The sequence below is a fragment of the Pseudoalteromonas sp. L1 genome, from assembly GCF_021728095.1.
GTDB lineage: Bacteria > Pseudomonadota > Gammaproteobacteria > Enterobacterales > Alteromonadaceae > Pseudoalteromonas.
The window spans coordinates 12,941-35,237 of record NZ_JAKKCT010000006.1 but is presented as its reverse complement, the minus strand read 5'-3'; the positions used below and the strand labels follow the sequence as shown (position 1 = coordinate 35,237).

The following is a 22,297-nucleotide window of genomic DNA, read 5'->3' as shown; positions in this document are numbered from 1 at the left end:
AAAAAACGCTGCCACTGGCAGCGTTTTTTATTTCAAAATAACTGGTTTAGTTTAAACCTAATACGTCTTTACCTTGCTTGAAGGTTACATCAACAGGGATATTTGCTTGGCTTAGCTTTTCTAAATCTTTAGCAAGCTCAGCTTTAATCTCACCATGAGTTGCGATTAACTGATCAACTTTTTGGTAATCACCGTCACCTTGAATCGTTAAGATTAAGCGCGAAAGTTTTTCCATTGCTTGACTCATTTTCTCCATGTTAACGCTGTATAAGCCGTCCGCATTTTTAGAAAACGCACCTTCTTCAGCAAAGAAGTTAAAGCGGATCATATTTGCTTTACCGTGGGCACTTGATGCACCAAAACGCACTGAGCGGAAGATACCAGCCATGAAGGTGATGTAATAATCTTCTAATGTTCCGTCAGTGATTTCGCCTTTTTTAAGTAGCTGTTCAACCATGTAAAGCCCTAGGATATCTGCTTTACCTTCTTCAAGGGCACTGGCATGCTCTTGTAGTGATTGGCGAACTGTCCCTTTACCTGTAAGGGTGTTTTTAATGCCTAAACCATGGGCTACTTCGTGGAACATGGTGTTAGCAAAAAATGCATCAAAGGTGATGTGCTTACGTTGCTCTGGAACGATTAACTGCTCTGAAATTGGCACTAAGATTTTATCGAACTTAGCGCGCATTGCATTTTTCAGCTGTAAGCGACGTGTGCCTTTTTCTAATTGAACTTGCTCGTCATTTGGCAGGTTGATGGCAATTGTTTTACTACCTGCATTTGAGTGGCCAGCATAGTACACAACATCATAAGCATTTAGGTCTGCATCTGAGCCTGGTACTTCTTGCTTGTACTTGTCTGCAACAGGTAAGCCTTTTTGTAACTCAGGTAGAAAAGCAGCAAACTTAGCTAAGCGCTCGCTCCAAGCAAGGTCTTTAATAAGTACATAAGATTCATAGGCGGCGCGATAACCAAATAGCTGATCTTCGTAAGTTTCGATAGGACCTATAACAACATCAATTGGGTTATTTTTCATATCCATCCACGCAAAGTCAGATGGTTGGAAATCATCACTTACTAGGGCATCGGCACGCATGCTTAAGTAGTTTGCAAATTCTTTGTCGTCAGCAAGTTTACTTGCTTCACGTAGTAAGTTCGCTGCTTTTTCAAGCTCTTGTGCATATTCTACAGAGTATGCAACGCTATAAAGTTTGCCATTTTCATCACGCTTAATTACAGAATAAAGGCCTGTTTTGTCTTCAACATTTGCGCTATTTAATTCTTCTTTAGTGATATCGCTTGGGTAAAAACCTGCGCCTAGTGGCTTTTCTTCGTAGCCAGATAAAAATACTTTATCGCCATTTAAACGATCCCAAGGGCCGTAGTTGATATCTGCAAATTTCTGAACTTTTTCATCATTAATTTTTGCTAAAAATGCGTCTTTGTTCTCACCAAATGCTTGATGCCAAAATAGTTGATCCATGATTTTTGATGCATCAATTAGCTTACCAACCATTTGTTTTTGATTGTCACTTAAGTGGCTTAAGTCTGATGTAAGTGTAAAGTCTGTATAAATATCTAAACGACTCTTGTCAGCATTGATAAGTTGAGGATTATTTTCTTCAGTAATTTGCTTTGTTTGTTGTGCTGTAGGCTTAGTTTGAGAAGTGGTTGCTTGCTCATTAGAGCATGCGCCAAGAAAAACAGCACCTGATAAGATAAGTGCTTGGCTAATTTTATTTAATGTCATTTTTTTGCCCGTTAGAAAGAGAGAATCATTACGTTTAAAACAGAATGTCTTCGCATTAAAGCAAATCTGACATATATATGGCAAGTTTACTGCGCTAGAAGCAATATTTATTTATCAGGTAGTGACTTAAAAATAAAAAAATATAATTTCTGTGTTTTTCTTAACTTTAGCGCTAACTTAGATAATACTAAAACTATAATTAATCTAAGAATGTCAGTCATTAGTTTACGTTATTTGCAAGTGACTAATTCAAGAGGATGGCACGTATATGTCAACAGAGAATGCTTTACTGACCATTTTGGTCGACAGAATAAATAATGACACGTTAGTGTTACCTACCTTACCGGAAGTTGCTGTCAAAGTGAGACAAGCGGCGGACGATCCGAATGTAAATTTAATGCAGATGGCGGATGTCATTGCACATGATCCTGCTTTATCGGCAAGAATGATTAAAGTGGCCAACAGTGCATTTATGGGACGCTCAGTGAAGGTCACAAATTTACATCAAGCGGTAACACGTATTGGTTTAAGGCAAATTAAGAATATTGCTACGGCAATGGCCATGGAACAGCTTTTTGTTTCACATAATGAGTTAATTAAAGGTTATATGGATAAAGCATGGCAAAAGACGCTTAAAGTTGCCTGCCATTCAATTACCTTAATGGACTTCTTTTTACATATGAATAAGCACACTTCATTGAATCGAGATACCATTACACTCGCTTCGTTGGTTTATAACATTGGCGTGCTACCCATTCTTACTGAAGCTGAAAAACACCCCGAAGTATTTGCAAATCCTAGTTTTCTTGCCCACGCTATTCAAAAGCTAGGGGGGAAGGTCGGCGGTGCTATCATGCGAGCATGGGGCTTCACTGATGAGTTTGTTGAAGTTGCTGAAAGCTGGGCAAATCCTAATTACCGCCCTGAGCATATTTGTTACGTAGATTTTATCCGTATTGGTGCGATTCTGGAGGGAATTTTACAAGTTTCAGATAAATCGGCTGCGTTGCAAATGTATGTTGATAAAGGGGTCATCGCGTCTCTGGATATGTTCAATACTGATGAGTACCACAATATGCTCAATGAGGTTAAGGCTGTTTTTACCGACTAAAGCCACATAGGGTATAATTTTTATTTACTCAGTATGAAGTAATTGAAAAGTGCGATATTTATCGCACTTTTTTGTGTCACGCTCAGTTATAAATCGTCAGCGTCACCAAGCCCTTGTGTTAGCTCTTCTAACATTTGCTTGATCTCTTCTGATGCGAGGATAAAGTCTGCATCGAGCTTGACTGCCATATCTTCTTTAGGAATGTCAGCGTTTTCTTCTTTTAATGTTTCTGAGTAGTTCATGCGTTTGATAGAACCATCATTTTGCAGCATAAACTTAACGCGCTCTTGCCAATCTAGCGCCAGCTTAGTTACACGCTTACCATTTTCTAGATGCGACTTAACTTCATCACATGAAAGGTCATGACCTTTAAGTTTTACCTGAGCACCGCTGTCATCAGCTTCTTCAAGCTCGGCATCATTGCCGATAGCAAACCCGTCAGGTGCACTGAACTTAGTTAGCCAATCTGTTAAAAATACATCAAGGTCGTAATTTGCAAATGCAGGAACAACAGGCAGTGTGCCAAGTGATTTACGAAGTAGGGCTAGCAGCTCTTCTGCTTTGTTAAAGCTTGCGCTGTTTACGATTACCCAGCCATTTTTTTGATCGATAAAGGCAAACTGTAGGCTCGATTTTTTAAATGCTTGAGGAAGCAGCGTATGTAGGATATTTTCTTTTAATTCGTCTTTTTCTTTTTTCTTAACAGGACGATTTTCTTCGGCTTCAATTTGTTCTACTTTTTCAATTACAAGTTCGTTGATTACGGCCGCCGGTAGTACTTTTTCTTCACGCTTAGCGCACACTAAAATACTGTCTTGAGAGAAGTGAGAAAGTGTTTGGCCATGTTTGCCAAATGCTTTTGTCCAACCAAACGTTGATAGCTCTTGGCCTGTACATGAACGAAATAGGTCTTGCTCTAGGGCTTTGTCGAAATCTTCTTGGTTATATGAGACGTCTTGTTTAAAGCGGTAACAGATAAGGTTACTAAACCACATAATTAGGCTAATCCTTTCAATAAATTTGCCCAATCATAACAATAAAAAAGTGATGCCGAAATGAATGATTTCGGCATCACGGCGTTTTGCTTACGAGTTGAACATTGAAAGCGGTTTCGGCATGTTTTTTGGAAAGCTTATGTGATAGTGCAAGCCTTTACCAGGTTCACTATTGACTTCAATATCACCACTAAGCGTTTGTTTCACTAGGTTAAAGGTGATATGTGTCCCTAGGCCACTGCCGCCTTGGTCGCGTTTGGTGGTAAAGAATGGGTCAAAAAGTTTTTCTAACTGCTCTTTGGTAACGCCATTACCGTTATCTTTAAAGTCGATGATCACTTCATCTTCTTCGTCTTTGATAATGATATCAATAAGGCCATTTTCGATGCCCTCGAAGCCGTGGATCAGCGAGTTCATAATAAGATTGGTGAAAATTTGACTAATAGCGCCAGCCGGTAAGTTAAGGGTTAAATCTTCAGGACAATCAAGATTAATATGATGCGATGTTTTCTTTAATTTAGGATGTAGTGAGCGAATAACTTCCCCTAAATATTCTTTAAAGTTAATGGTTCGCACCGCTTCGCTAGCTTGGTCTACTGCAATTTGTTTAAAACTTGCAACCAACTCTGAAGCGCGGTCAAGGTTACTGGTGAGTAAGCTTGTGCTTTGTTTGGCATCATTAATAAATTCTTCAAGCGCTTTTGGCGACAAGGTTTTGTCTTTGTAAGCGGCTTCTATTTGATCCAACCGCTCTTGTAAAAATGAGGTTGCAGTTACACCAATACCAATCGGTGTGTTTACATCGTGCGTAATACCCGCGACTAAGCCACCTAATGCGGCCATTTTCTCTGAGCCGACAAGGCGCTCTTGTGCCATGTTTAGCTCATCAAGGTAACGTTGTAATTCTGTTTGCTTGGTAATTAACTCTTGTTCGGTTTGTTTACGTAAATCGATTTCTTCTGTGAGGGTTAGTTTTTGTTTTTCTAACTCATATTTTTGCTGTTGCAAGTCCATCATAGCTTGGCTTAAGTTGGATGTTTTGCGTGCAACTTCTTGCTCTAATTGCAGGTTTTGTTGGTCAAGTTTTTCGTTGCTGATGAGCAGTTCTTTTTGTGTATGTTCGAGCTCTTCTCTATACAACACCACTTTATCTATTAAGCGGTTGAATGACTCTTCCATCACTTTTAGTTCGTTATGCTCACTAGTTTCGATTTCGATGTGACGACCTTCTAAGTCATTGAGCTCTAGGTCTTCAATTTGTTCGGTGAGTTGTGCAAGTGGCTCGGTAAGTTGTTTTCTAAAGGCGATTAAAAATAAAATGATCAAAAACGTGGTTTTGATCATCGCATTACCAATCAAGAAATAAATTGAAATCATAATACGGCTAAAGACAACTTCGCGGCTTGAAAATAAGGTGACATCACCGACTTGGGTTGCTCTGCCTGAAAACTCAAAAATAAGTGGGAAAGTATAACCAAATAAGCCCGAAGGGGTGTCCTCGATAATGGCTTCTTCTTGCACTAGTTGTTGACTGTATAATTCGTGTATATCTAGTGAGCGCCCAAGTTGGGATAATATTTCACCGCTATCATCACGAACAATAATACCTTCAATCATTGGAATGGCGAGTAATCCCTCGGCCGTGGTAATTGTTTGTTTGGTGTTTAACTCCCAAATGGCGCGGGTTAAGCTTCGACTAAATGTTTTTTGCAAGGTGGTTAATTCGTCACGTATATAGTCTTTAGTATTAACGTATTCAGCAATGACCTGCCCACACGTAACTACAAACGTTAATAAAAAGTAGACCGAGAGTACGCTGGTTAATAATTTTTTTGACAGGCTTTTTTGTAGCATGGAATATCCATAGCTCCTTGGTGACAATTGTAATACATTCAGCTAGTTCTAAAGTTAGCTAATAAATGATTAAAAATAAATAAATATATCCTTTTTTGAAGAAACATTTATAAATTGTTACTAAATATTGAAAAAACTTAGCCTTACTGCACTTTAAAAAGTGTGTTATAAATTTACTTCATCTTTAACTTTAGCCTTTTTTAATGTTGTATTTGCTACAGCAAAGATTTTTATCTCATGAATAGTTCTAATTTCACAGTACTTGTCTGCGATGACTCAAATGTTGCTAGGAAACAAGTTGTTAGGTGCCTAGGTGATTGCATCAGTGCTGATATCCATCAAGCCAAGAATGGTAAAGAAGCACTTACTTTTTTACGAGAGCAGAGCTTTGATTTGCTGTGCTTGGATTTAACTATGCCAGAAGTCGATGGCGTAACTGTACTCGAAACCATTAAAGCTGAAAAAATAGAGTGTTTTGTCTTAGTTATTTCGGCTGATATTCAAGTTGAAATGAAACAACGAGTTGCAAAGCTAGGTGCTATCGACTTTATCGACAAGCCGATAGATATTGCCCGCTTAAAAGCGACCTTGCATAAATTTGGTATTCATTAGTGTTTCTTATAACCTAAATGCATAATTTATCTTTAAGTAAAGGGTTGACAGCCTAGCTAGTAATAGGGCAGTCTAAAGGCTATGAAAACATTTAATCACGCAACGACCATTATTATTACAACCATCATCCTTACGGGATAGTGGCATAGGTCGGTGCAACAAATATAAAGGCCTGTGTTCACTAGAACACAGGCTTTTTTTCGTTTATGGGATGAGGAAACATAAATAATGCGAGTATTAAAATTTGGCGGGTCGTCCTTGGCTGACTACGCGTGTTTGCAACAGGTAGCTCAGTTAGTCAAAGAAGAATTACGTGATGAAATGTTGTTAGTGCTATCAGCACCAGGTGGTATGACAGATTCTCTGGTAGCGTTAGCAAGTGCAGCAGAACATGGGCAAGATTTTAGTGAGTTATGGCAAGCATTGGTTGTGCGCTGTGAACAATTAAAAGCTGCTGTCGAAGCTGATTTTGGTCAGGTAGCAAATTGGCCAGACTTGAATGAGCTTAAGAATAAGCTAGATGGTGTTGCACTTTTAAAATGCTGCCCAGACCAAGTACGTGCTTATGTAATCAGTTTTGGTGAGCGCGTTAGTGTTGCCTTGATGGAATGTATGCTTAAAGAGAGCAATGCTCGCTACCTCGAAGCGACGGCGTGTATAGCTTCTGTAGGTGGTTACATTGATGCTGAAGCTGACTTAGCAGCAAGTAAAGTACGTTTTCAAGAAGCATTGAAAGCGGCGCCAAGTACTATTTATATCATGCCAGGTTTCACAGCATCTAATGAGCAAGGGGAGCTTACAACACTTGGTCGTAATGGTTCCGATTACTCAGCTGCTATTGCGGCAGCGTGTTTAGAAGCTGATGTGTGTCAAATCTGGACTGATGTAGACGGTGTGTACAATGCTGACCCGCGCTATATCAAAAAAGCCTCTAAGGTTGATTCGCTTTCATATAAAGAAGCAATGGAGCTTTCTTACTTTGGTGCGAAAGTATTGCACCCGAAAACGATTTTACCTTGTGCTAAAGCAGGTGTGCCGTGCGAGATAAAAAATACTCATAACCCACGTGCAGAAGGTTCAGTGATCAGTAACGACAGCGTGTCGAGCGATCCAGTTAAAGCATTATCAAGTTTACAAAACCTCGCTATGTTAACGGTGTCAGGCCCAGGTATGAAAGGTAAAGTGGGCATGGCGTCAAAAGTATTTAATGCATTGGCACATGACAATGTTTCAATTGTTTTAATCACTCAATCTTCATGTGAATTTAGCATCAGTTTCTGTGTGCATGAGAGTGACCTATCACTTGCTCTTGAAGCATTACAAACAGCCTTCGAATTAGAATCACAAGCTGGTTTAATTGAGCCAGTACAAGTACAGCGTAATCTTGCTATTGTCACTTTAGTGGGTGATAACATGCGTGCTCATAAAGGTTTAGCTGCTAAGTTTTTTGCTTCACTAGCTCAAGCGCAAGTTAACATTGTTGCTATTGCACAAGATTCAACTGAAAGCGCCATTTCAGCGGTTATCGATGGTGAGCTGTGCAACGATGCTGTAAAAGTGTGCCATGAAAACTTCTTTACGCATATTCCTTCAATCGATGTGTTTTTACTTGGCTGTGGCTTAGTTGGTCAAGAGCTTATTCAGCAGTTAGAGCGCCAACAAGCATGGCTTGAAAAACGTAATATTAAGCTGAACCTATACGGTGTTGCTAACTCAAGACAGCTTTACCTAGATAGCGAAGGCATTGCTTTTGATGGCTGGCAAGACAAGCTAGCCAGCTCAGAGCAAGCATTTGATTTAAATCTGGTGGAGCAATTTGTTAAACAAAATCACTTAATCAACCCTGTGATCGTAGATTGTAGCTCAGCCGATAAACTTGCTGCGCAATATGTTGATTTCTTAAATGCAGGCTTCCATGTCGTTGCGGCGAATAAAAAAGCCAATACTAGCTCGTATGCTTACTACCAAGATTTAGTTGCTGCGACACAAAAGAATAATCGTAAATTTTTATACGAAACAAACGTAGGTGCTGGCTTACCGGTTCTTGATAACCTGAAATCGCTATTTGGTGCGGGTGATGAACTTATTAAGTTCAGCGGTATCTTATCGGGTTCATTATCGTATATGTTTGGTGCGCTACAAGATGGTTTATCACTTAGCGAAGCAACGTTAAAAGCAAAAGAAAGTGGATTTACAGAGCCAGATCCGCGTGATGATTTATCAGGTACCGATGTTGCCCGAAAACTACTGATCATTGCTCGTGAATCAGGTCTTGAGTTAGAACTAAGCGATATTGAAGTTGAATCTGTTTTACCAAAAGGGTTTGCAGAAGGTGATTCTGTAGCGGTCTTTATGGCAAAACTACCATCACTTGATGCGCAGTTTAACGACCGCATTCAAAGTGCAGCAAGTGAAGGTAAAGTACTTCGTTATGTGGGCACTATTGAAAACGGTCAATGTAAAGTAGGCATTGAAGCCGTAGATAGTAGCCATGCTTTATACGATATCCGTGACGGTGAAAATGCACTGGCAATCTTAAGTCAATATTATCAACCACGCCCGTTTGTGATTCGTGGTTATGGCGCAGGTGCTGAAGTAACGGCCGCAGGCGTATTTGCTGATATCTTAAAAACGTTAACGCGCTAGGAGCAGGTCATGATCCGTGTATATGCACCCGCTTCAATCGGGAATTTTGCTGTCGGTTTTGATGCGTTAGGTGCTGCGCTGGCACCTATCGATGGCACCTTATTAGGTGATGTTGTCGAGGTGAGTGCCGCTGAGCAAGATACCTTTGTATGTTCAGGCGACTATGCTCATAAACTGCCTGCTAATGCTGAAGAAAACTTGGCTTATCAATGTTTAATTCATTTTAAAGAACACGTTGCGCCGACTATGCCAGCGGTAAAACTTGAGCTTAAAAAGAACTTACCAATTGGTTCTGGTTTAGGTTCAAGTGCGTGTTCTGTGGTGGCTGCGTTTGCAGCCCTTGATAAATTTGCTGAAACAAATTTATCTCAAGAGCAACTCATCGAGTTGATGGCTGATTTTGAAGCCATTGTTAGTGGCGGCCGTCATTACGATAACATCACGCCATGTTATTTAGGTGGTTTGCAATTAACTGGTGAACTTATTCCGAACAAGTCAATTTCGTTACCTGTTGATAATCAATGGTATTACGTAGCGGCTTTTCCAGGTTTTTCACTGAATACCGCAAAAGCGCGATCAGTACTGCCAAAGCAATTATCAATGCACGATAGTGTTGAGTTTGCACAGCGACTTTCTGCGTTTAGTAGCTTATTGCTAACTGGTCGCTTTGATGCAGCGCTCTCCATTATGAGTGATGAAATAGCCGAGCCACATCGTGCTCCACTCATACAAGGCTTTGCAGAAGCTAAAAGTGCCTTACCAGAGCTTGGCGCAGAGATTGTCAGTATTTCGGGGGCGGGTCCAACATTATTTACCGTGTGTAAGAGCCTTGCAGCTGCTAAGCAGTGCGCAGCGTGGCTGAATGATAATTACATCAATGAGCAGGGCTTTTGCCACATCTGTCAACTAGATCAGCTTGGCACACGACAGCTTTAGAGAATTTAAGGAATAAACATGCAATTACATAATTTAAAAGATGAAACACAACAGGTGTCGTTTGTTGAAGCGGTAAAAACAGGTTTAGGGCGTAACCAAGGGGTGTTCTTCCCAGAAAGCCTAACGCCAATTCAAGACATTGATGCGTTACTTGATTTAGACTTTGTTAGCCGTAGCAGCAAGATTTTATCGCACCTAATTGGTGATGAGCTGCCAGCAGATACCGTTGCTCAGATGGTGCAAAATGCCTTTAACTTTGATGTGAAATTAGTTGAAGTAGAAAAAGACATTTATTGCTTAGAGCTATTTCATGGTCCAACGCTTGCGTTTAAAGACTTTGGTGGCCGTTTTATGGCTGAATGTCTTGCGCAATTTAACCAAGGCGAAAAAGTCACGATTTTAACGGCTACATCAGGCGATACAGGAGCTGCGGTTGCCCATGCCTTTTACAACAAGCCAAATATTGATGTCGTGATCTTATACCCGAAAGGGAAAATATCACTGGCGCAGCAAAAGCTATTCACAACGTTAGGTAATAACATTCACTGCTATGCTGTTGATGGTAGCTTTGATGATTGTCAAAGCATGGTAAAACAAGCGTTTTTAGACGATGAAGTTAAACAAAAGCTAGGTCTAAACTCTGCTAACTCAATCAACATCAGTCGTTTAGTTGCACAGGTATGCTATTACTTTGAAGCCATTGCTCAATTACCTAAAGAGCAGCGTAGTAAAGCACATATCTCAGTACCAAGTGGTAACTTTGGTAATGTGTGCGCTGCTATGATTGGAGCAGTGCTTGGTATGCCGGTTGCTAAATTAAGCGCTACAACTAACCAAAATGATACTGTGCCACGTTTTTTACAAAACAAAGAGTGGTCGCCTAATGACACGCTTGAGTCGTTATCGAACGCAATGGATGTGAGTAAACCGAATAACTGGCCACGTGTTCAGTTTATGTTGGATAACAAATGGTTTAGCTATGATGATTTTTACTCAAGCTGTGTAGGTGAAGAAGAAACAAAAGAGGTGATGAAAAAAATTCATCAAACGGGTTACATTGCAGAGCCTCATACTGCAATTGCTTATCAAGGCTTGAAAGAAAATCTAGCAGACGGCAGCGCAGGTATCTTTTTAGCGACAGCACACCCTGCTAAATTTAAAGAAAGTGTTGAAGAAATTTTAGACATTGAACTGTCAATGCCGAAACCACTTGCTGATGCATTAGCAAAGCAATGTTTAGCTGAAGATATCAAGTTTGATTATCAATTGCTTCGCACTGAGCTACTAAGTAAACTCGCGTAATATCTATAAAAAAGAGCGGCTAAGTCGCTCTTTTTTATATTGCTTATTTTAATGAAGTAGTGAATGGCTATGACGGTTTAAAACTCGCATAATGAGAATTACCAAAGAGGCGATACACAGTAACACACTGATAATTGAGATTATTTCATTTTGTGTCCACTGAATTAAAGTGAACGCTGAAATGAATAAAATAAATGGTTTAAATTCATAGTAATAGTGAGATTTCGTTTGTTTTATTCTTTGGCTTGAGTGATCAGTTCTTCTGGCCTCAGAGCGCATACGCCACACATTAGCGCCCATTAAAAACAGTATTATACCGATTAAAGTTGGCACACTATCTTTGGCTAACGTAATACAACTCACCCCGAGAAAGAAGTACACATAAGGGACAACTTCGTAAATTGGTTTGGCTAACATGTCTCGCTATCATCCTTGATACTAACTAATACTATAAGATTAGTTGGTGTAAGCGGAAATACAAGTGTCAGCGGCCGCTTTTTTAATTTAGTGACATTTTAAAAATATATGTAATATTTTAAATTTATAAATTTTTTTTATGTATCAATAAAAAAATATCATTATTAAAACACTGTGAAATAAATTCAATCCCTGTTTAAATATGTTCATCTTTACACGATAGGCAAAAGTGCGTTTTAAGCGTACAATATAGCCTTCAAAAAAACACCATACACGTTGCCTTAGGAGACCCCATGTTAGAACGTAGCATGAATATTTCGGATTTCGATCCAGAGTTATTTGCAGCCATCAATAAAGAGACGGCTCGTCAAGAAGAGCACATCGAACTGATCGCGTCTGAAAACTACTGTAGCCCACGCGTGCTTGAAGCACAGGGTTCTCAGCTAACGAACAAATATGCTGAAGGCTACCCAGGCAAACGTTACTATGGCGGTTGTGAGCACGTTGACGTTGTTGAGCAACTAGCTATTGACCGTGCAAACGAATTATTCGGCACTGACTACGCTAACGTTCAACCTCACGCAGGTTCACAAGCAAACGCAGCTGTTTTCCAAGCGCTTCTTCAGCCACACGATACTGTACTAGGTATGAGCTTAGCTCATGGTGGCCACTTAACTCACGGCTCACACGTTAACTTTTCTGGTAAAACGTACAATGCAATTCAATACGGCCTAAATGAAGAGACTGGCGAAATTGATTATGCTCAAGTTGAAGCACTTGCATTAGAGCACAAGCCAAAAATGATCATCGCTGGTTTCTCTGCATACTCTGGCGTTGTTGATTGGGCTAAGTTCCGTGAAATCGCTGACAAAGTAGGTGCATACTTATTCGTAGATATGGCTCACGTTGCTGGTCTTATCGCAGCGGGTGTATACCCAAGCCCAATCCCTCACGCACACGTTGTTACTACAACAACTCACAAAACATTAGCGGGTCCTCGTGGCGGTCTAATCGTTTCTGCATGTGGTGATGAAGAGATTTACAAAAAGCTAAACAGCGCTGTATTCCCTGGTGGTCAAGGTGGTCCTTTATGTCACATCATCGCTGCTAAAGCGGTTGCTTTCAAAGAAGCATTACAACCAGAGTTTAAAACGTACCAAGCACAAGTTGTTAAGAACGCTCAAGCTATGGTTGAAGTTCTTCAAGAGCGTGGCTACAAAGTTGTTTCTGGTAAAACAGACAACCACTTATTCCTTCTTGACCTAATCGATAAAGATATCACAGGTAAAGATGCTGACGCTGCACTAGGTAATGCAAACATCACAGTTAACAAAAACTCAGTACCAAACGACCCACGTTCACCGTTTGTAACGTCTGGTCTTCGTATTGGTTCTCCGGCTATTACTCGCCGTGGCTTCAAAGAAGCTGAGTCAAAAGAGCTTGCGGGCTGGATCTGTGACGTACTAGACAACATCAACGATGAGTCTGTACAAGCAGAAGTAAAAGAGAAAGTGAAAGCTATCTGTAAAAAATTACCAGTTTACGCTTAATTACTGGTTAAACCGTAATTAAGATAACAATAGCGTTGTTTTTTGCTATTATAAAGGCCGCTTACTAAGCGGCCTTTTTTTGTTTTTTATAAACGGAAGTTGAACCCTATGCATTGCCCTTTTTGCACCGCAAAAGATACCAAAGTAATTGATTCTCGACTTGTTGGCGGTGGTCACCAAGTGAGACGTCGACGTGAATGTAACGAATGCCATGAGCGCTTTACCACCTTTGAAGGCGCTGAACTTGTGATGCCAAGAGTCATCAAGCAAGATGGTAGCCGCGAACCATTCAATGAAGACAAGTTACTCAATGGCTTGCATCGCGCTTTAGAGAAACGCCCTGTTAGCACTGAGCAGGTCGACGAAGTCGTTAATATCATTAAATCTCAACTTCGTGCTACGGGTGAGCGTGAAATCTCTAGCCATTTAATTGGCGAGTGCATCATGGAGTCACTAAAGAAACTCGACAAAGTAGCCTATGTGCGCTTTGCATCGGTTTATCGTTCATTTGAAGATATTCGCGAGTTTGGTGAAGAAATCGCTCGTTTAGGTGATTAATCATGTCGTTTACAGAGCTTGATACTGCTTACATGACGCGTGCCATTGAGCTTGCTAAGCAAGGTCGTTTTACTACGACGCCAAACCCGAATGTTGGCTGTGTTTTGGTTAAAGATGGCGAAATAGTCGGTGAAGGGTTTCATCAACTCGCAGGGCAGGGCCATGCTGAAGTGAATGCCTTGGCTGTAGCTGGCGACAACGCGAAAGGCGCCACTGCCTATGTGACTTTAGAGCCTTGTAGTCATTATGGACGCACTCCACCTTGTGCCGAAGGTTTAAAAGCAGCGGGTGTTAGCAAGGTGATTGCCGCTATGGTTGACCCAAACCCTGCGGTGAGTGGTCGCGGCCTACAGATTTTAGCCGACGCCGGTATTAGCGTTGCATCTGGTTTACTTGAACAACAAGCGCGCGATTTAAATAAAGGTTTTTTAAAGCGTATGGAATCAGGATTGCCATATGTGACTTGTAAAATGGCGTGTAGTTTAGATGGTAAAACTGCGCTAAATAACGGCCAAAGTAAATGGATAACAGGCTCTAAAGCACGCCAAGACGTGCAAGCGTTTCGTGCCCAAAGCTGCGCGATACTCACTGGCGCAGATACGGTTATGACCGATAATGCAAAACTGAATGTTCGCATTGAAGAGCTTCCATTTACCATGCCAACCTCGCTGCCTTTGCGCCAGCCGACCCGAGTCATTATTGACTCACAAAATAGGTTAACCCCAGAACTCGCTTTATTTAGTATTGAAAGTCCGGTGATTATTTTTACCACGTCGCTTGATAATCAGCATAAATGGCCTCACTTTGTTAAACACGAAGTAGTGCCAGCAGTTAATAATAAAGTTGATTTATCGGCGGTTTTAAAGCGTCTTGCTGAACTACAATTTAATCATATTTGGCTCGAAGCGGGTGCAACCCTTGCTGGGGTGTTCGCAGAGCAGGATTTAATTGACGAATACATTGTTTATATTGCCCCTAAGTTAATAGGTGATATGGGCAAAAGCTTACTAAACTTTGCAGAAGTCACTTTGATGAGTGATATCACTGAGCTGACCTTTACTGATACAGTGATGATTGGTGACGACATCCGTATAACCGCGAAAAAAGCAAAGCAAGCCACATATATTGAAAATAAAGAGTAGCACTATGTTTACTGGAATAATTGAAGCAACAGGTAAAATTGTTGAACTAACACAAAAGCAAGGTGATCTAGCTATTCGTATCCAAAGCACTAATTTGGATATGAAAGACGTCAAGCTCGGTGACAGTATTGCCACCAACGGTGTATGTTTAACGGTTGTCGCTAAACATAGCGATGGTTTTAGTGCTGACTTATCAAACGAAACAATCAGCTTAACTGGATTTGCACATTACAAAAAAGGCCAAACAGTTAATCTCGAAAAAGCCATGCAACCACTTTCTCGCTTAGGTGGGCACTTGGTATCAGGCCATGTTGATGGTATAGCGACAGTAGAAAATATTAGTCCTAATGCTCGTGCAACAGAGTATTGGCTAAGTACCAACAGCGATTTAATGAAATACATTCCGTACAAAGGTTCGGTATGTATTGATGGTATTAGCTTAACGGTTAACGAAGTCGAGCAAAATCGCTTTAAGTTGACGATTGTTCCACACACCGCTGAGCAAACAACGATTGCAGAATTTCAGGTGGGTACTCAGGTGAACTTAGAAGTTGACCAGATTGCTCGCTACTTAGAGCGCCTAATAAAAGGGGCTGAACAACCTTCCCGTTCAGACATATCAATGAGCTTGCTAGCACAAGCTGGCTTTATTAAATAAGCACGGATAGGTCAAATTAATCATACTCTCATGGGCACATTATGAATTTACACAGCGCGCAAGAAATTATCGATGACATTAAAGCCGGTAAAATGGTTATTTTAATGGACGATGAAGACAGAGAAAATGAAGGCGATTTAATCATCGCAGCAGAACATATTAGTGCTGATGCCATCAACTTTATGGCAACACACGGCCGTGGTTTAATTTGTTTAACCATGACACAAGAGCGTTGTCAGCAGTTAGAATTACCACTTATGGTCAAAAATAACGGTGCTGCCTTTTCAACTAATTTCACTATGTCGATTGAAGCGGCGAAAGGTGTAACAACCGGCATTTCGGCGGCCGACCGTGCACGCACAGTGCAAGCGGCTATTGCTAAAGGTGCCGTGCCTAGCGATATCGTTCAACCAGGGCATATTTTTCCGATTATGGCGCAGCCAGGTGGCGTGTTAACACGTGCAGGTCATACTGAAGCAGGTTGTGATTTAGCGCGTTTAGCGGGTCTTGAGCCTTCATCAGTGATTGTTGAAATTTTAAATGCAGATGGCACCATGGCACGTCGCCCTGATCTTGAAGTATTTGCGAAAGAGCATGACTTAAAGATTGGCACCATTGCGGATTTAATCGAGTACAGAAACCTAAACGAAACCACCATTGAGCGCGTTGCTAAATGTAAACTGCCAACCGATCACGGTGAGTTTGATTTAGTGACCTACAAAGACACTATTGATGGTCAACTTCATTATGTTTTACAAAAAGGTGACGTATCTAAAGATGAGCCAACGTTAGTACGTGTTCACTTACAAAGTACGTTTAATGATATTTTGCTCTCAGATCGCAATGCTGACCGTAGTTGGGGTTTATCTGATGCAATGGCTTATATTGCTAAACATGATGGTGTATTAGTGATTTTAAGTAAACAAGAGTCAACCGAAGAGCTTGAAGCAACAGTAAAAGCATTTGCCGCTGAAGATGCGGGTGAAAATGTCAGTCATCGTAAATTCCAAGGTACATCGCGTACGGTGGGGGTCGGCTCTCAGATCCTAGCTGATTTAGGTATTGAAAAGATGCGTTTAATGAGCCGTCCGAAAAAGTACCATGCGTTATCTGGTTTCCACTTAGAGGTGGTTGACTACGTTGAGCCGCAGTCTTAATTAACTAGGCTACTTTTATATTTTTGTGGTATTATGCGCCGTAATTTTTGCGCAATCGCAACCGCTTAAACTTATTTTTTAGGGTTATTAAATGAAAATTATTGAAGGTAACAAATACGCACCAGGCAAAAAATTTGCCATTGTCATTTCTCGTTTTAATGACTTTATTGGTAGTAGCCTATTAGCAGGTGCTGTTGATGAGCTTAAACGCACAGGTGGCGTATCTGACGACGACATTACTGTTGTTTACGTACCAGGTGCCGTTGAATTACCTTTAGCAGCGAAACGCGTTGCAGCAAAGAAAGAACACGATGCAATCATCGCTCTAGGCGTAGTGATCAGAGGTGGTACACCACACTTTGATTTAGTCGCTGGCGAATCAAACAAAGGTCTTGCGCAAGTATCTCTTGAGTACGATATCCCGGTTGCATTTGGCGTATTAACCACTGAAAGCATTGAGCAAGCAATTGAGCGCGCAGGTACCAAAATGGGTAATAAAGGCGGCGAAGCTGCTTTAGGTGCGCTTGAAATGGTTAATGTGTTAGACAAAATTTAAGTTTAAGGAATCTCTGTGAAACCAGCAGCAAGACGTAAAGCACGTATCTTAGCACTTCAAGCCGTATACTCTTGGCAGTTAAGCGGTAACCCAATTGCTGATATTGAACAGCAAATGTTAATTGAAAATGATGTGACTAAAATCGACGTCGAATATTTCAAAGACCTAGCACGCGGTGTTGTTGTTAACTGTAAGCAATTAGATGAAATCGTTGCACCACATTTAGCACGCCCAGCTGATGAGTTAGACATGGTCGAAAAAGCAATTTTACGTCTGTCTGGCTACGAGCTGAAATTCCGTGAAGACGTACCTTACAAAGTAGCAATCAATGAAGGCATTGAGCTTGCGAAGATGTTTGGTGCTGAAGACAGCCATAAATTTGTTAACGGTGTACTTGATAAAGCAGTGAAAGAGCTGCGCAAGTAATCAACCCCGTAAAGGAGAGCCGGCTTGGGCCGGCTTTTTTGTGTATGAAGGAATTTGAATTAATCAATCGTTACTTTAAAGGTCGCGGCATTATTCGTCGTGATGTAAACCTTGGAATTGGTGACGATTGTGCGTTAGTGACCGTGCCTGAAAACTGCCAACTGGCAGTAACAACAGACACCTTAGTTGCGGGTGTACACTTTTTTGATGATATATCACCACGTGCTCTTGGGCACCGTGCTTTAGCCGTTAATTTAAGTGATTTGGCTGCTATGGGCGCTGAACCTACGTGGGTTTCGGTTGGTTTAACATTGCCAGAAGCTAATATAGAGTGGCTTGAACAGTTCACCGAAGGCATGCATGAGATTGCGGAGTACTTCAATGTGCAGATCATTGGCGGTGACACTACACAAGGCCCTTTAACGATTACCATTTGTGCTAAAGGCATTGTACCTGAAGGCAAAGCGTTGCGTCGTAGTGGCGCTAAAGTGGGTGATTGGATTTATGTAACTGGTCCATTAGGGGATGCTGGCGTAGCCATTGAAGCCCGTAAGCAAGGCCTTGATATTGCCCCTGAACATTTAAGTTATTTAAATAATCGCCTCGATTACCCGACCCCCCGTGTGGCTGCAGGGCAAGTTCTACGCGGTGCAGCCTCATCGGCCATTGATATTTCTGATGGCTTACTGGCAGATTTAGGCCATATTTTAGCGCTATCGCAAGTTAGTGCTGTGATTAATGTTGATAAAGTGCCTGTGTCAGATGCATTAAATTCGTCGATCCCACGTAGAGAGCAATTTGATTACATTCTAAATTACGGTGACGACTACGAGTTGTTGTTTACTGTGCCTGAAAGTAATAAAAGCATGGTAGATATGAAACTACGCCAGTACGGTGTTGAAGCGAGTTGTGTTGGGCAAATTAAAAGTGGCGAGGGCGAGATTGAGCTATTACTTGATGGTGAAAAATTTAACTATCAAGGTAAGGGCTTTCAGCACTTTACGAAGGAGCCGGTTTGAGTAATAACCGTTTATTCAACTTAAAACGCCCACACCAGTTTTTTGGTTTGGGTTTTGGTTTAGGCCTTGCACCTAAAGCACCAGGCACCTTTGGTACCTTTGCTGCCTTGCCATTTATTTTCACCACTATGTATTTTCCGCTGTGGTTACAGATTGTGTTTGCAATTGTGATCAGCGTGTTTGGTATTTGGGCCTGTGGTAAAACAGCCGATGACTTAGGGGTACATGATCATCCAGCCATTGTTTGGGATGAAGTTGCTGGTTATTATATCACCATGATGGGTGCCGTATTAAGTTGGCAGTCACTATTGGTTGGTTTTTTATTGTTCCGCTTTTTTGATATTGCTAAACCAGGTCCTATCCGAATTTTAGATAGACGTTTACACGGTGGCTTGGGCATCATGGCTGATGATATTTTAGCAGGTATATTTTCATTAATTTGTGTTCAAGCCTTGTTTAAAGCAGGCTATTTACCTTTTTAAACGATGAGTTAGGTGTTACTTGGTGGCAAGTATATGATGCGATTTATAATTCTCTGTTTGTTGATGCTTTGCAGCACGTCTGCATTTGCGTCTATTACCGACTACGTCGTTAAACAGTGGAATATCCAAAATGGCTTGCCCTCACAATCTTTAAAAAGTATTGCTCAAGATGAGCAAGGCTATATGTGGCTAGGCACACAGTTTGGCCTAAGCCGCTTTGATGGAAACACCTTTACTAACTTCAATACACAAAATAGCGATTTTCTACCTAGTAACGGTATTAATAAGCTATTGGTAGATAGCACTGGGTTACTTTGGGTTGGTACCAAAAATGGTTTGGTAACACTTGATCCTAAAACTATGATGTCGCAAACCTTTAACGTAAAAGGGCCTGTTCGCGATATTCTTGAAGACTCAAAAGGCAGTATTTGGATTGCAGCCAATGGCCTTTATTTCGTAGCACGTAATCAGGTTACATTAAATCAAAATTCAGCCTTGGTCGTGCCTGTATCCAATGCCACACCAATTACACAAATTGTCGGTTCAGTCAGTCAAATGGCGCTATCACCAGAAGGTATATGGTTGGTCAATGAGCGTCACTTATTACGTTTAACCAATACTTCATCTGACTTTGCAAAACTACGTTTAGAACTTACCGCAAAAGTGTCATTACCCGAGCGCCTAGCGCAGACCATTATCCATGATATGGCTTGGCTTGAGGGGAACTTATATTTGGCATCGGAGCTGGGTGCATACTTTCTTGATTTAGATGATGAGCTGCGTCCATTCCCACTCCCTAACGCGAGTAACTCAGCTGTTTATAAGTTTATGAGCGATTCAGATGGTGCGCTGTGGATTTCCACCTATGGTCGTTTATTATTTAGAGATAACTCAGGTGACTGGCAGTGGGTTGAGCCTAGTCAGTTAGATCAGAGCATTTGGTTTGCTGACATATTTCGTGATAATCAAAATAATATTTGGCTGGCAAGCTTTAGTGAAGGTTTATGGCTTGCTCACGAAGGGCGAATAGAGCGCCACTCTGCTATTTCAAATATGACCGAAGCGGTGATGGCGATTAGCCAAGCGCCTGACGGTAAGTTATGGGTTGCTAACCGTAGTGGTGTTGGTTACTTCGATTACAATAAAAATTTTGTAAATCAAATACCCAGCAATCAATTTGGTCGGGCTGCGGTGCATGACTTACAATTTGATGGCGACCGCCTCTATATTGCCACTGGTCGAGGCGTTTTTTATTATGAAAACCAGCGTCTATATACGGTACCTGGTCGAGCTCTTCGTGATAACCCCGTATTTGCAATTAGCCGTTCAAACAAAGGTGGTTTTTGGCTTGGCACGGGTCGAGGCATGTATCGCTTAAGTTATGGGGGGTTAACGCCATTCGCTTACAACGCTTTTTTAAGCAGTAAATTTATAACCTATGTACTGGATGAGCAAAACTTTGGCTTAATAGGCACAAGTAAAGGTGCTTACTACTTTACCGACCGAGGTATTGAGAAAATTGGCGATCAGACCAGTTTAGAGAGTGCGTATGTGACCAGTATTTTAAATATCGACGGTGTGGGTATTTTAATTGGCTCTTTGAATGATGGTTTATTTTATCGCAGTACACAAGGGCAGTGGCGTCAGCTAGATGCTACTGACGGTTTACCCTATGGCTCTATTTTCAGTCTTGTCTACGACAAACAACTAAAGCGTATTTGGGTCAGTACCATGAAAGGCGTATACCGTATGCCTGTTGAGCAGTTTAGTACTGACATTGAGAGCTTGAAAGTTGAGCAGGTTATTTCGTCATTTGACCGCCAGCTTGATGGTAAAGCTAGCCAATGTTGTGCAGGTCTTGGTCATGATGCGGTGGCAGACACTGGTAATTCGATTTGGTATCCAAGTCTACAAGGGGTCGTTGAAATACCTAAAAGTGTTGAACTATTTGGTGTTAAAGCGCTTAAGCCACGTATTGAAAACATTACCACACCTCTTCGCCAAATGAGTACGGCCTCGCTCGGTGCTAAACCTGAATTACAAATTGATGAGCGAGATGTCACCATTAAGTACACTGCTATCGATTATTATGCTCCTTCAAGTATTGAATTCCGTTACCGATTAAGTGGGTTAGATAGTCACTGGCGCTATGCAAACACACGTCGCGAAGCAATCTACACTAACTTACCACCGGGTTCTTTTTTATTTCATCTAGAAGCTAAACGCCGCGGTGAAGACTGGCAGAAAGCGCGCAGAACAGAATATGCGTTTGTTGTCCCGCAACGATTTGATGAAACTATTTATTTTAGATTGCTCATTACAAGCAGTTTTATTTTATTATTTTATCTTGTCTTTTGGGTGTTTAGAGCGCAAGAAAAACGCAAGCAGTTAGCCCTTGAAAGCTTAGTAACAGAACGCACCGTAGAGCTTCGTGAAGCGAACGATAAGCTTAATCAAGTGAACTCACAGCTTAAATTAGTTAGTCACTCAGATGAGCTTACCGGGCTTCGTAGTCGTCGCTTCTTATTTGATCAACTTCCTAAGGATATTGAGCACTTCCAGCGTAACTCGCAATCACTGCAAGCGCAGGGTAAATCCTTAGTATTGATGATTATTAACTTTGATAATTTTAGCCGTATCAATGACGCCTATGGACCGCTGGCTGGTGATAGTTGCTTACAGCAAATGGCTACACTGTTGAATAGTCGTACCCAAGGCTCTGATTATGTTGCACGTTGGAGTGGTGATGAGTTCTTACTTTTACTGCGTGATTTTAAACGTTCTGGTATAGATAGTTATGCAGCTGAACTGTGTGAGGCTATTGCGGGTAATGCATTCAGGCTTCCAAATGGAGAGTCAACAACCATTACTGCTTCTCTTGGATGGTCTTTTTATCCGCTTCCTTTGCTAGGTGGGCAAGTTATTGGTTGGGAAACATCAGTGAACCTTGCAGATATCGCGCTACATCAAGTTAAAAAGCGTGGTGGCGACGGGGTGGCTAATATAACGTTTGATGAGCAGCTTGACGCATTTGAGTTTGAACAAACTCAAAATGTTGATCAGCAACTCAGCGCTCTTCAGGCTAATGGTCTAGCAGATATTAAAATCTGGATGCGCTAAATAAAA

At 41.2% G+C, this 22,297-nt stretch carries 19 protein-coding genes; 15 read left to right on the top strand and 4 right to left on the bottom strand.

Going from position 1 to position 22,297, the window contains the following annotated elements; translation table 11 throughout:
• Positions 1-46: 46 nt before the first annotated feature.
• On the bottom strand, positions 47-1,750 hold the full coding sequence (locus L3V38_RS16950) for a Zn-dependent hydrolase (RefSeq protein WP_193988384.1): 1,704 nt from the start codon (positions 1,748-1,750) through the stop codon (positions 47-49).
• A gap of 268 nt (positions 1,751-2,018) precedes the next feature.
• Here L3V38_RS16950 and L3V38_RS16945 point away from each other — a divergent pair, with 268 nt between their 5' ends.
• Positions 2,019-2,861 carry an HDOD domain-containing protein gene (locus L3V38_RS16945; protein ID WP_237120096.1) on the top strand — a complete coding sequence of 281 codons (843 nt, stop codon included), beginning with the start codon at positions 2,019-2,021 and terminating at the stop codon, positions 2,859-2,861.
• A gap of 86 nt (positions 2,862-2,947) precedes the next feature.
• Here the strand turns inward: L3V38_RS16945 and rdgC are convergent, their stop codons facing one another.
• A complete protein-coding gene (rdgC, locus tag L3V38_RS16940) occupies positions 2,948-3,856 on the bottom strand; it encodes a recombination-associated protein RdgC (RefSeq protein WP_062570190.1) in 909 nt (302 codons plus the stop codon).
• A 90-nt stretch (positions 3,857-3,946) separates the two neighbouring features.
• A complete protein-coding gene (locus tag L3V38_RS16935; protein ID WP_062570191.1) occupies positions 3,947-5,710 on the bottom strand; it encodes a HAMP domain-containing sensor histidine kinase in 1,764 nt (587 codons plus the stop codon).
• 237 nt (positions 5,711-5,947) lie between these two features.
• Between L3V38_RS16935 and L3V38_RS16930 the strand changes: the two genes are divergently transcribed.
• From L3V38_RS16930 to thrC, 4 genes are all read left to right on the top strand, one after another.
• The gene (locus L3V38_RS16930; protein WP_062570192.1) at positions 5,948-6,322 is read left to right on the top strand and encodes a response regulator; all 375 of its coding nucleotides are present in this window, start codon (positions 5,948-5,950) and stop codon (positions 6,320-6,322) included.
• Positions 6,323-6,550: 228 nt separating this feature from the next.
• Positions 6,551-8,968 carry a bifunctional aspartate kinase/homoserine dehydrogenase I gene (thrA, locus tag L3V38_RS16925; protein ID WP_237120095.1) on the top strand — a complete coding sequence of 806 codons (2,418 nt, stop codon included), beginning with the start codon at positions 6,551-6,553 and terminating at the stop codon, positions 8,966-8,968.
• 9 nt (positions 8,969-8,977) lie between these two features.
• Positions 8,978-9,904, top strand: a complete 927-nt coding sequence (gene thrB, locus L3V38_RS16920; protein WP_237120094.1) for a homoserine kinase — start codon at positions 8,978-8,980, stop codon at positions 9,902-9,904.
• 18 nt (positions 9,905-9,922) lie between these two features.
• Positions 9,923-11,206, top strand: a complete 1,284-nt coding sequence (gene thrC, locus L3V38_RS16915) for a threonine synthase (RefSeq protein ID WP_237120093.1) — start codon at positions 9,923-9,925, stop codon at positions 11,204-11,206.
• Positions 11,207-11,254: 48 nt separating this feature from the next.
• On the opposite strand, the gene L3V38_RS16910 is transcribed toward thrC, so the two are convergent.
• Entirely contained in the window at positions 11,255-11,623 is a 369-nt protein-coding gene (locus tag L3V38_RS16910; RefSeq protein WP_062570196.1) for a hypothetical protein, read from the bottom strand.
• A 293-nt stretch (positions 11,624-11,916) separates the two neighbouring features.
• On the opposite strand from L3V38_RS16910, the gene glyA reads away from it, so the two are divergent.
• From glyA to L3V38_RS16860, 10 genes are all read left to right on the top strand, one after another.
• A complete protein-coding gene (glyA, locus tag L3V38_RS16905; protein ID WP_062570197.1) occupies positions 11,917-13,173 on the top strand; it encodes a serine hydroxymethyltransferase in 1,257 nt (418 codons plus the stop codon).
• Between the two features lie 108 nt (positions 13,174-13,281).
• Positions 13,282-13,731: a transcriptional regulator NrdR gene (gene nrdR, locus L3V38_RS16900; RefSeq protein ID WP_054552576.1), complete on the top strand. Its 450-nt coding sequence runs from the start codon at positions 13,282-13,284 to the stop codon at positions 13,729-13,731.
• A gap of 2 nt (positions 13,732-13,733) precedes the next feature.
• Positions 13,734-14,873: a bifunctional diaminohydroxyphosphoribosylaminopyrimidine deaminase/5-amino-6-(5-phosphoribosylamino)uracil reductase RibD gene (ribD, locus tag L3V38_RS16895; protein ID WP_237120092.1), complete on the top strand. Its 1,140-nt coding sequence runs from the start codon at positions 13,734-13,736 to the stop codon at positions 14,871-14,873.
• 4 nt (positions 14,874-14,877) lie between these two features.
• Positions 14,878-15,531, top strand: coding sequence for a riboflavin synthase (locus L3V38_RS16890; protein ID WP_237120091.1), 654 nt, complete (start codon positions 14,878-14,880; stop codon positions 15,529-15,531).
• Between the two features lie 41 nt (positions 15,532-15,572).
• Positions 15,573-16,688 (top strand): bifunctional 3,4-dihydroxy-2-butanone-4-phosphate synthase/GTP cyclohydrolase II, encoded by a 1,116-nt coding sequence (ribBA, locus tag L3V38_RS16885; protein WP_237120090.1) that lies wholly within the window; start codon positions 15,573-15,575, stop codon positions 16,686-16,688.
• A 91-nt stretch (positions 16,689-16,779) separates the two neighbouring features.
• Positions 16,780-17,244 (top strand): 6,7-dimethyl-8-ribityllumazine synthase, encoded by a 465-nt coding sequence (ribE, locus tag L3V38_RS16880; protein ID WP_036966328.1) that lies wholly within the window; start codon positions 16,780-16,782, stop codon positions 17,242-17,244.
• A gap of 15 nt (positions 17,245-17,259) precedes the next feature.
• A complete protein-coding gene (gene nusB, locus L3V38_RS16875; RefSeq protein WP_054552571.1) occupies positions 17,260-17,670 on the top strand; it encodes a transcription antitermination factor NusB in 411 nt (136 codons plus the stop codon).
• A 44-nt stretch (positions 17,671-17,714) separates the two neighbouring features.
• Complete coding sequence (gene thiL / locus L3V38_RS16870; RefSeq protein ID WP_130150831.1) at positions 17,715-18,689, top strand: thiamine-phosphate kinase; 975 nt, start codon at positions 17,715-17,717, stop codon at positions 18,687-18,689.
• Positions 18,686-19,171: a phosphatidylglycerophosphatase A gene (locus L3V38_RS16865; RefSeq protein WP_237120089.1), complete on the top strand. Its 486-nt coding sequence runs from the start codon at positions 18,686-18,688 to the stop codon at positions 19,169-19,171. Before thiL ends, L3V38_RS16865 begins: the two co-directional genes overlap by 4 nt.
• A gap of 33 nt (positions 19,172-19,204) precedes the next feature.
• A complete protein-coding gene (locus L3V38_RS16860) occupies positions 19,205-22,291 on the top strand; it encodes a ligand-binding sensor domain-containing diguanylate cyclase (RefSeq protein WP_130150833.1) in 3,087 nt (1,028 codons plus the stop codon).
• Positions 22,292-22,297: the final 6 nt, after the last annotated feature.

Bases quoted from the DNA above. Each gene is read 5' to 3' on its own strand.
- rdgC (WP_062570190.1), bottom strand. From the start codon at position 3,856: ATGTGGTTTAGTAACCTTATCTGTTACCGCTTTAAACAAGACGTCTCA.
- L3V38_RS16910 (WP_062570196.1), bottom strand. From the start codon at position 11,623: ATGTTAGCCAAACCAATTTACGAAGTTGTCCCTTATGTGTACTTCTTT.
- ribE (WP_036966328.1), top strand. From the start codon at position 16,780: ATGAAAATTATTGAAGGTAACAAATACGCACCAGGCAAAAAATTTGCC.
- thiL (WP_130150831.1), top strand. From the start codon at position 17,715: ATGAAGGAATTTGAATTAATCAATCGTTACTTTAAAGGTCGCGGCATT.
- L3V38_RS16860 (WP_130150833.1), top strand. From the start codon at position 19,205: ATGATGCGATTTATAATTCTCTGTTTGTTGATGCTTTGCAGCACGTCT.
- thrB (WP_237120094.1), top strand. From the start codon at position 8,978: ATGATCCGTGTATATGCACCCGCTTCAATCGGGAATTTTGCTGTCGGT.
- L3V38_RS16935 (WP_062570191.1), bottom strand. From the start codon at position 5,710: ATGCTACAAAAAAGCCTGTCAAAAAAATTATTAACCAGCGTACTCTCG.
- ribBA (WP_237120090.1), top strand. From the start codon at position 15,573: ATGAATTTACACAGCGCGCAAGAAATTATCGATGACATTAAAGCCGGT.
- thrC (WP_237120093.1), top strand. From the start codon at position 9,923: ATGCAATTACATAATTTAAAAGATGAAACACAACAGGTGTCGTTTGTT.
- nrdR (WP_054552576.1), top strand. From the start codon at position 13,282: ATGCATTGCCCTTTTTGCACCGCAAAAGATACCAAAGTAATTGATTCT.
- L3V38_RS16890 (WP_237120091.1), top strand. From the start codon at position 14,878: ATGTTTACTGGAATAATTGAAGCAACAGGTAAAATTGTTGAACTAACA.
- L3V38_RS16950 (WP_193988384.1), bottom strand. From the start codon at position 1,750: ATGACATTAAATAAAATTAGCCAAGCACTTATCTTATCAGGTGCTGTT.
- L3V38_RS16945 (WP_237120096.1), top strand. From the start codon at position 2,019: ATGTCAACAGAGAATGCTTTACTGACCATTTTGGTCGACAGAATAAAT.
- ribD (WP_237120092.1), top strand. From the start codon at position 13,734: ATGTCGTTTACAGAGCTTGATACTGCTTACATGACGCGTGCCATTGAG.
- glyA (WP_062570197.1), top strand. From the start codon at position 11,917: ATGTTAGAACGTAGCATGAATATTTCGGATTTCGATCCAGAGTTATTT.
- thrA (WP_237120095.1), top strand. From the start codon at position 6,551: ATGCGAGTATTAAAATTTGGCGGGTCGTCCTTGGCTGACTACGCGTGT.
- L3V38_RS16930 (WP_062570192.1), top strand. From the start codon at position 5,948: ATGAATAGTTCTAATTTCACAGTACTTGTCTGCGATGACTCAAATGTT.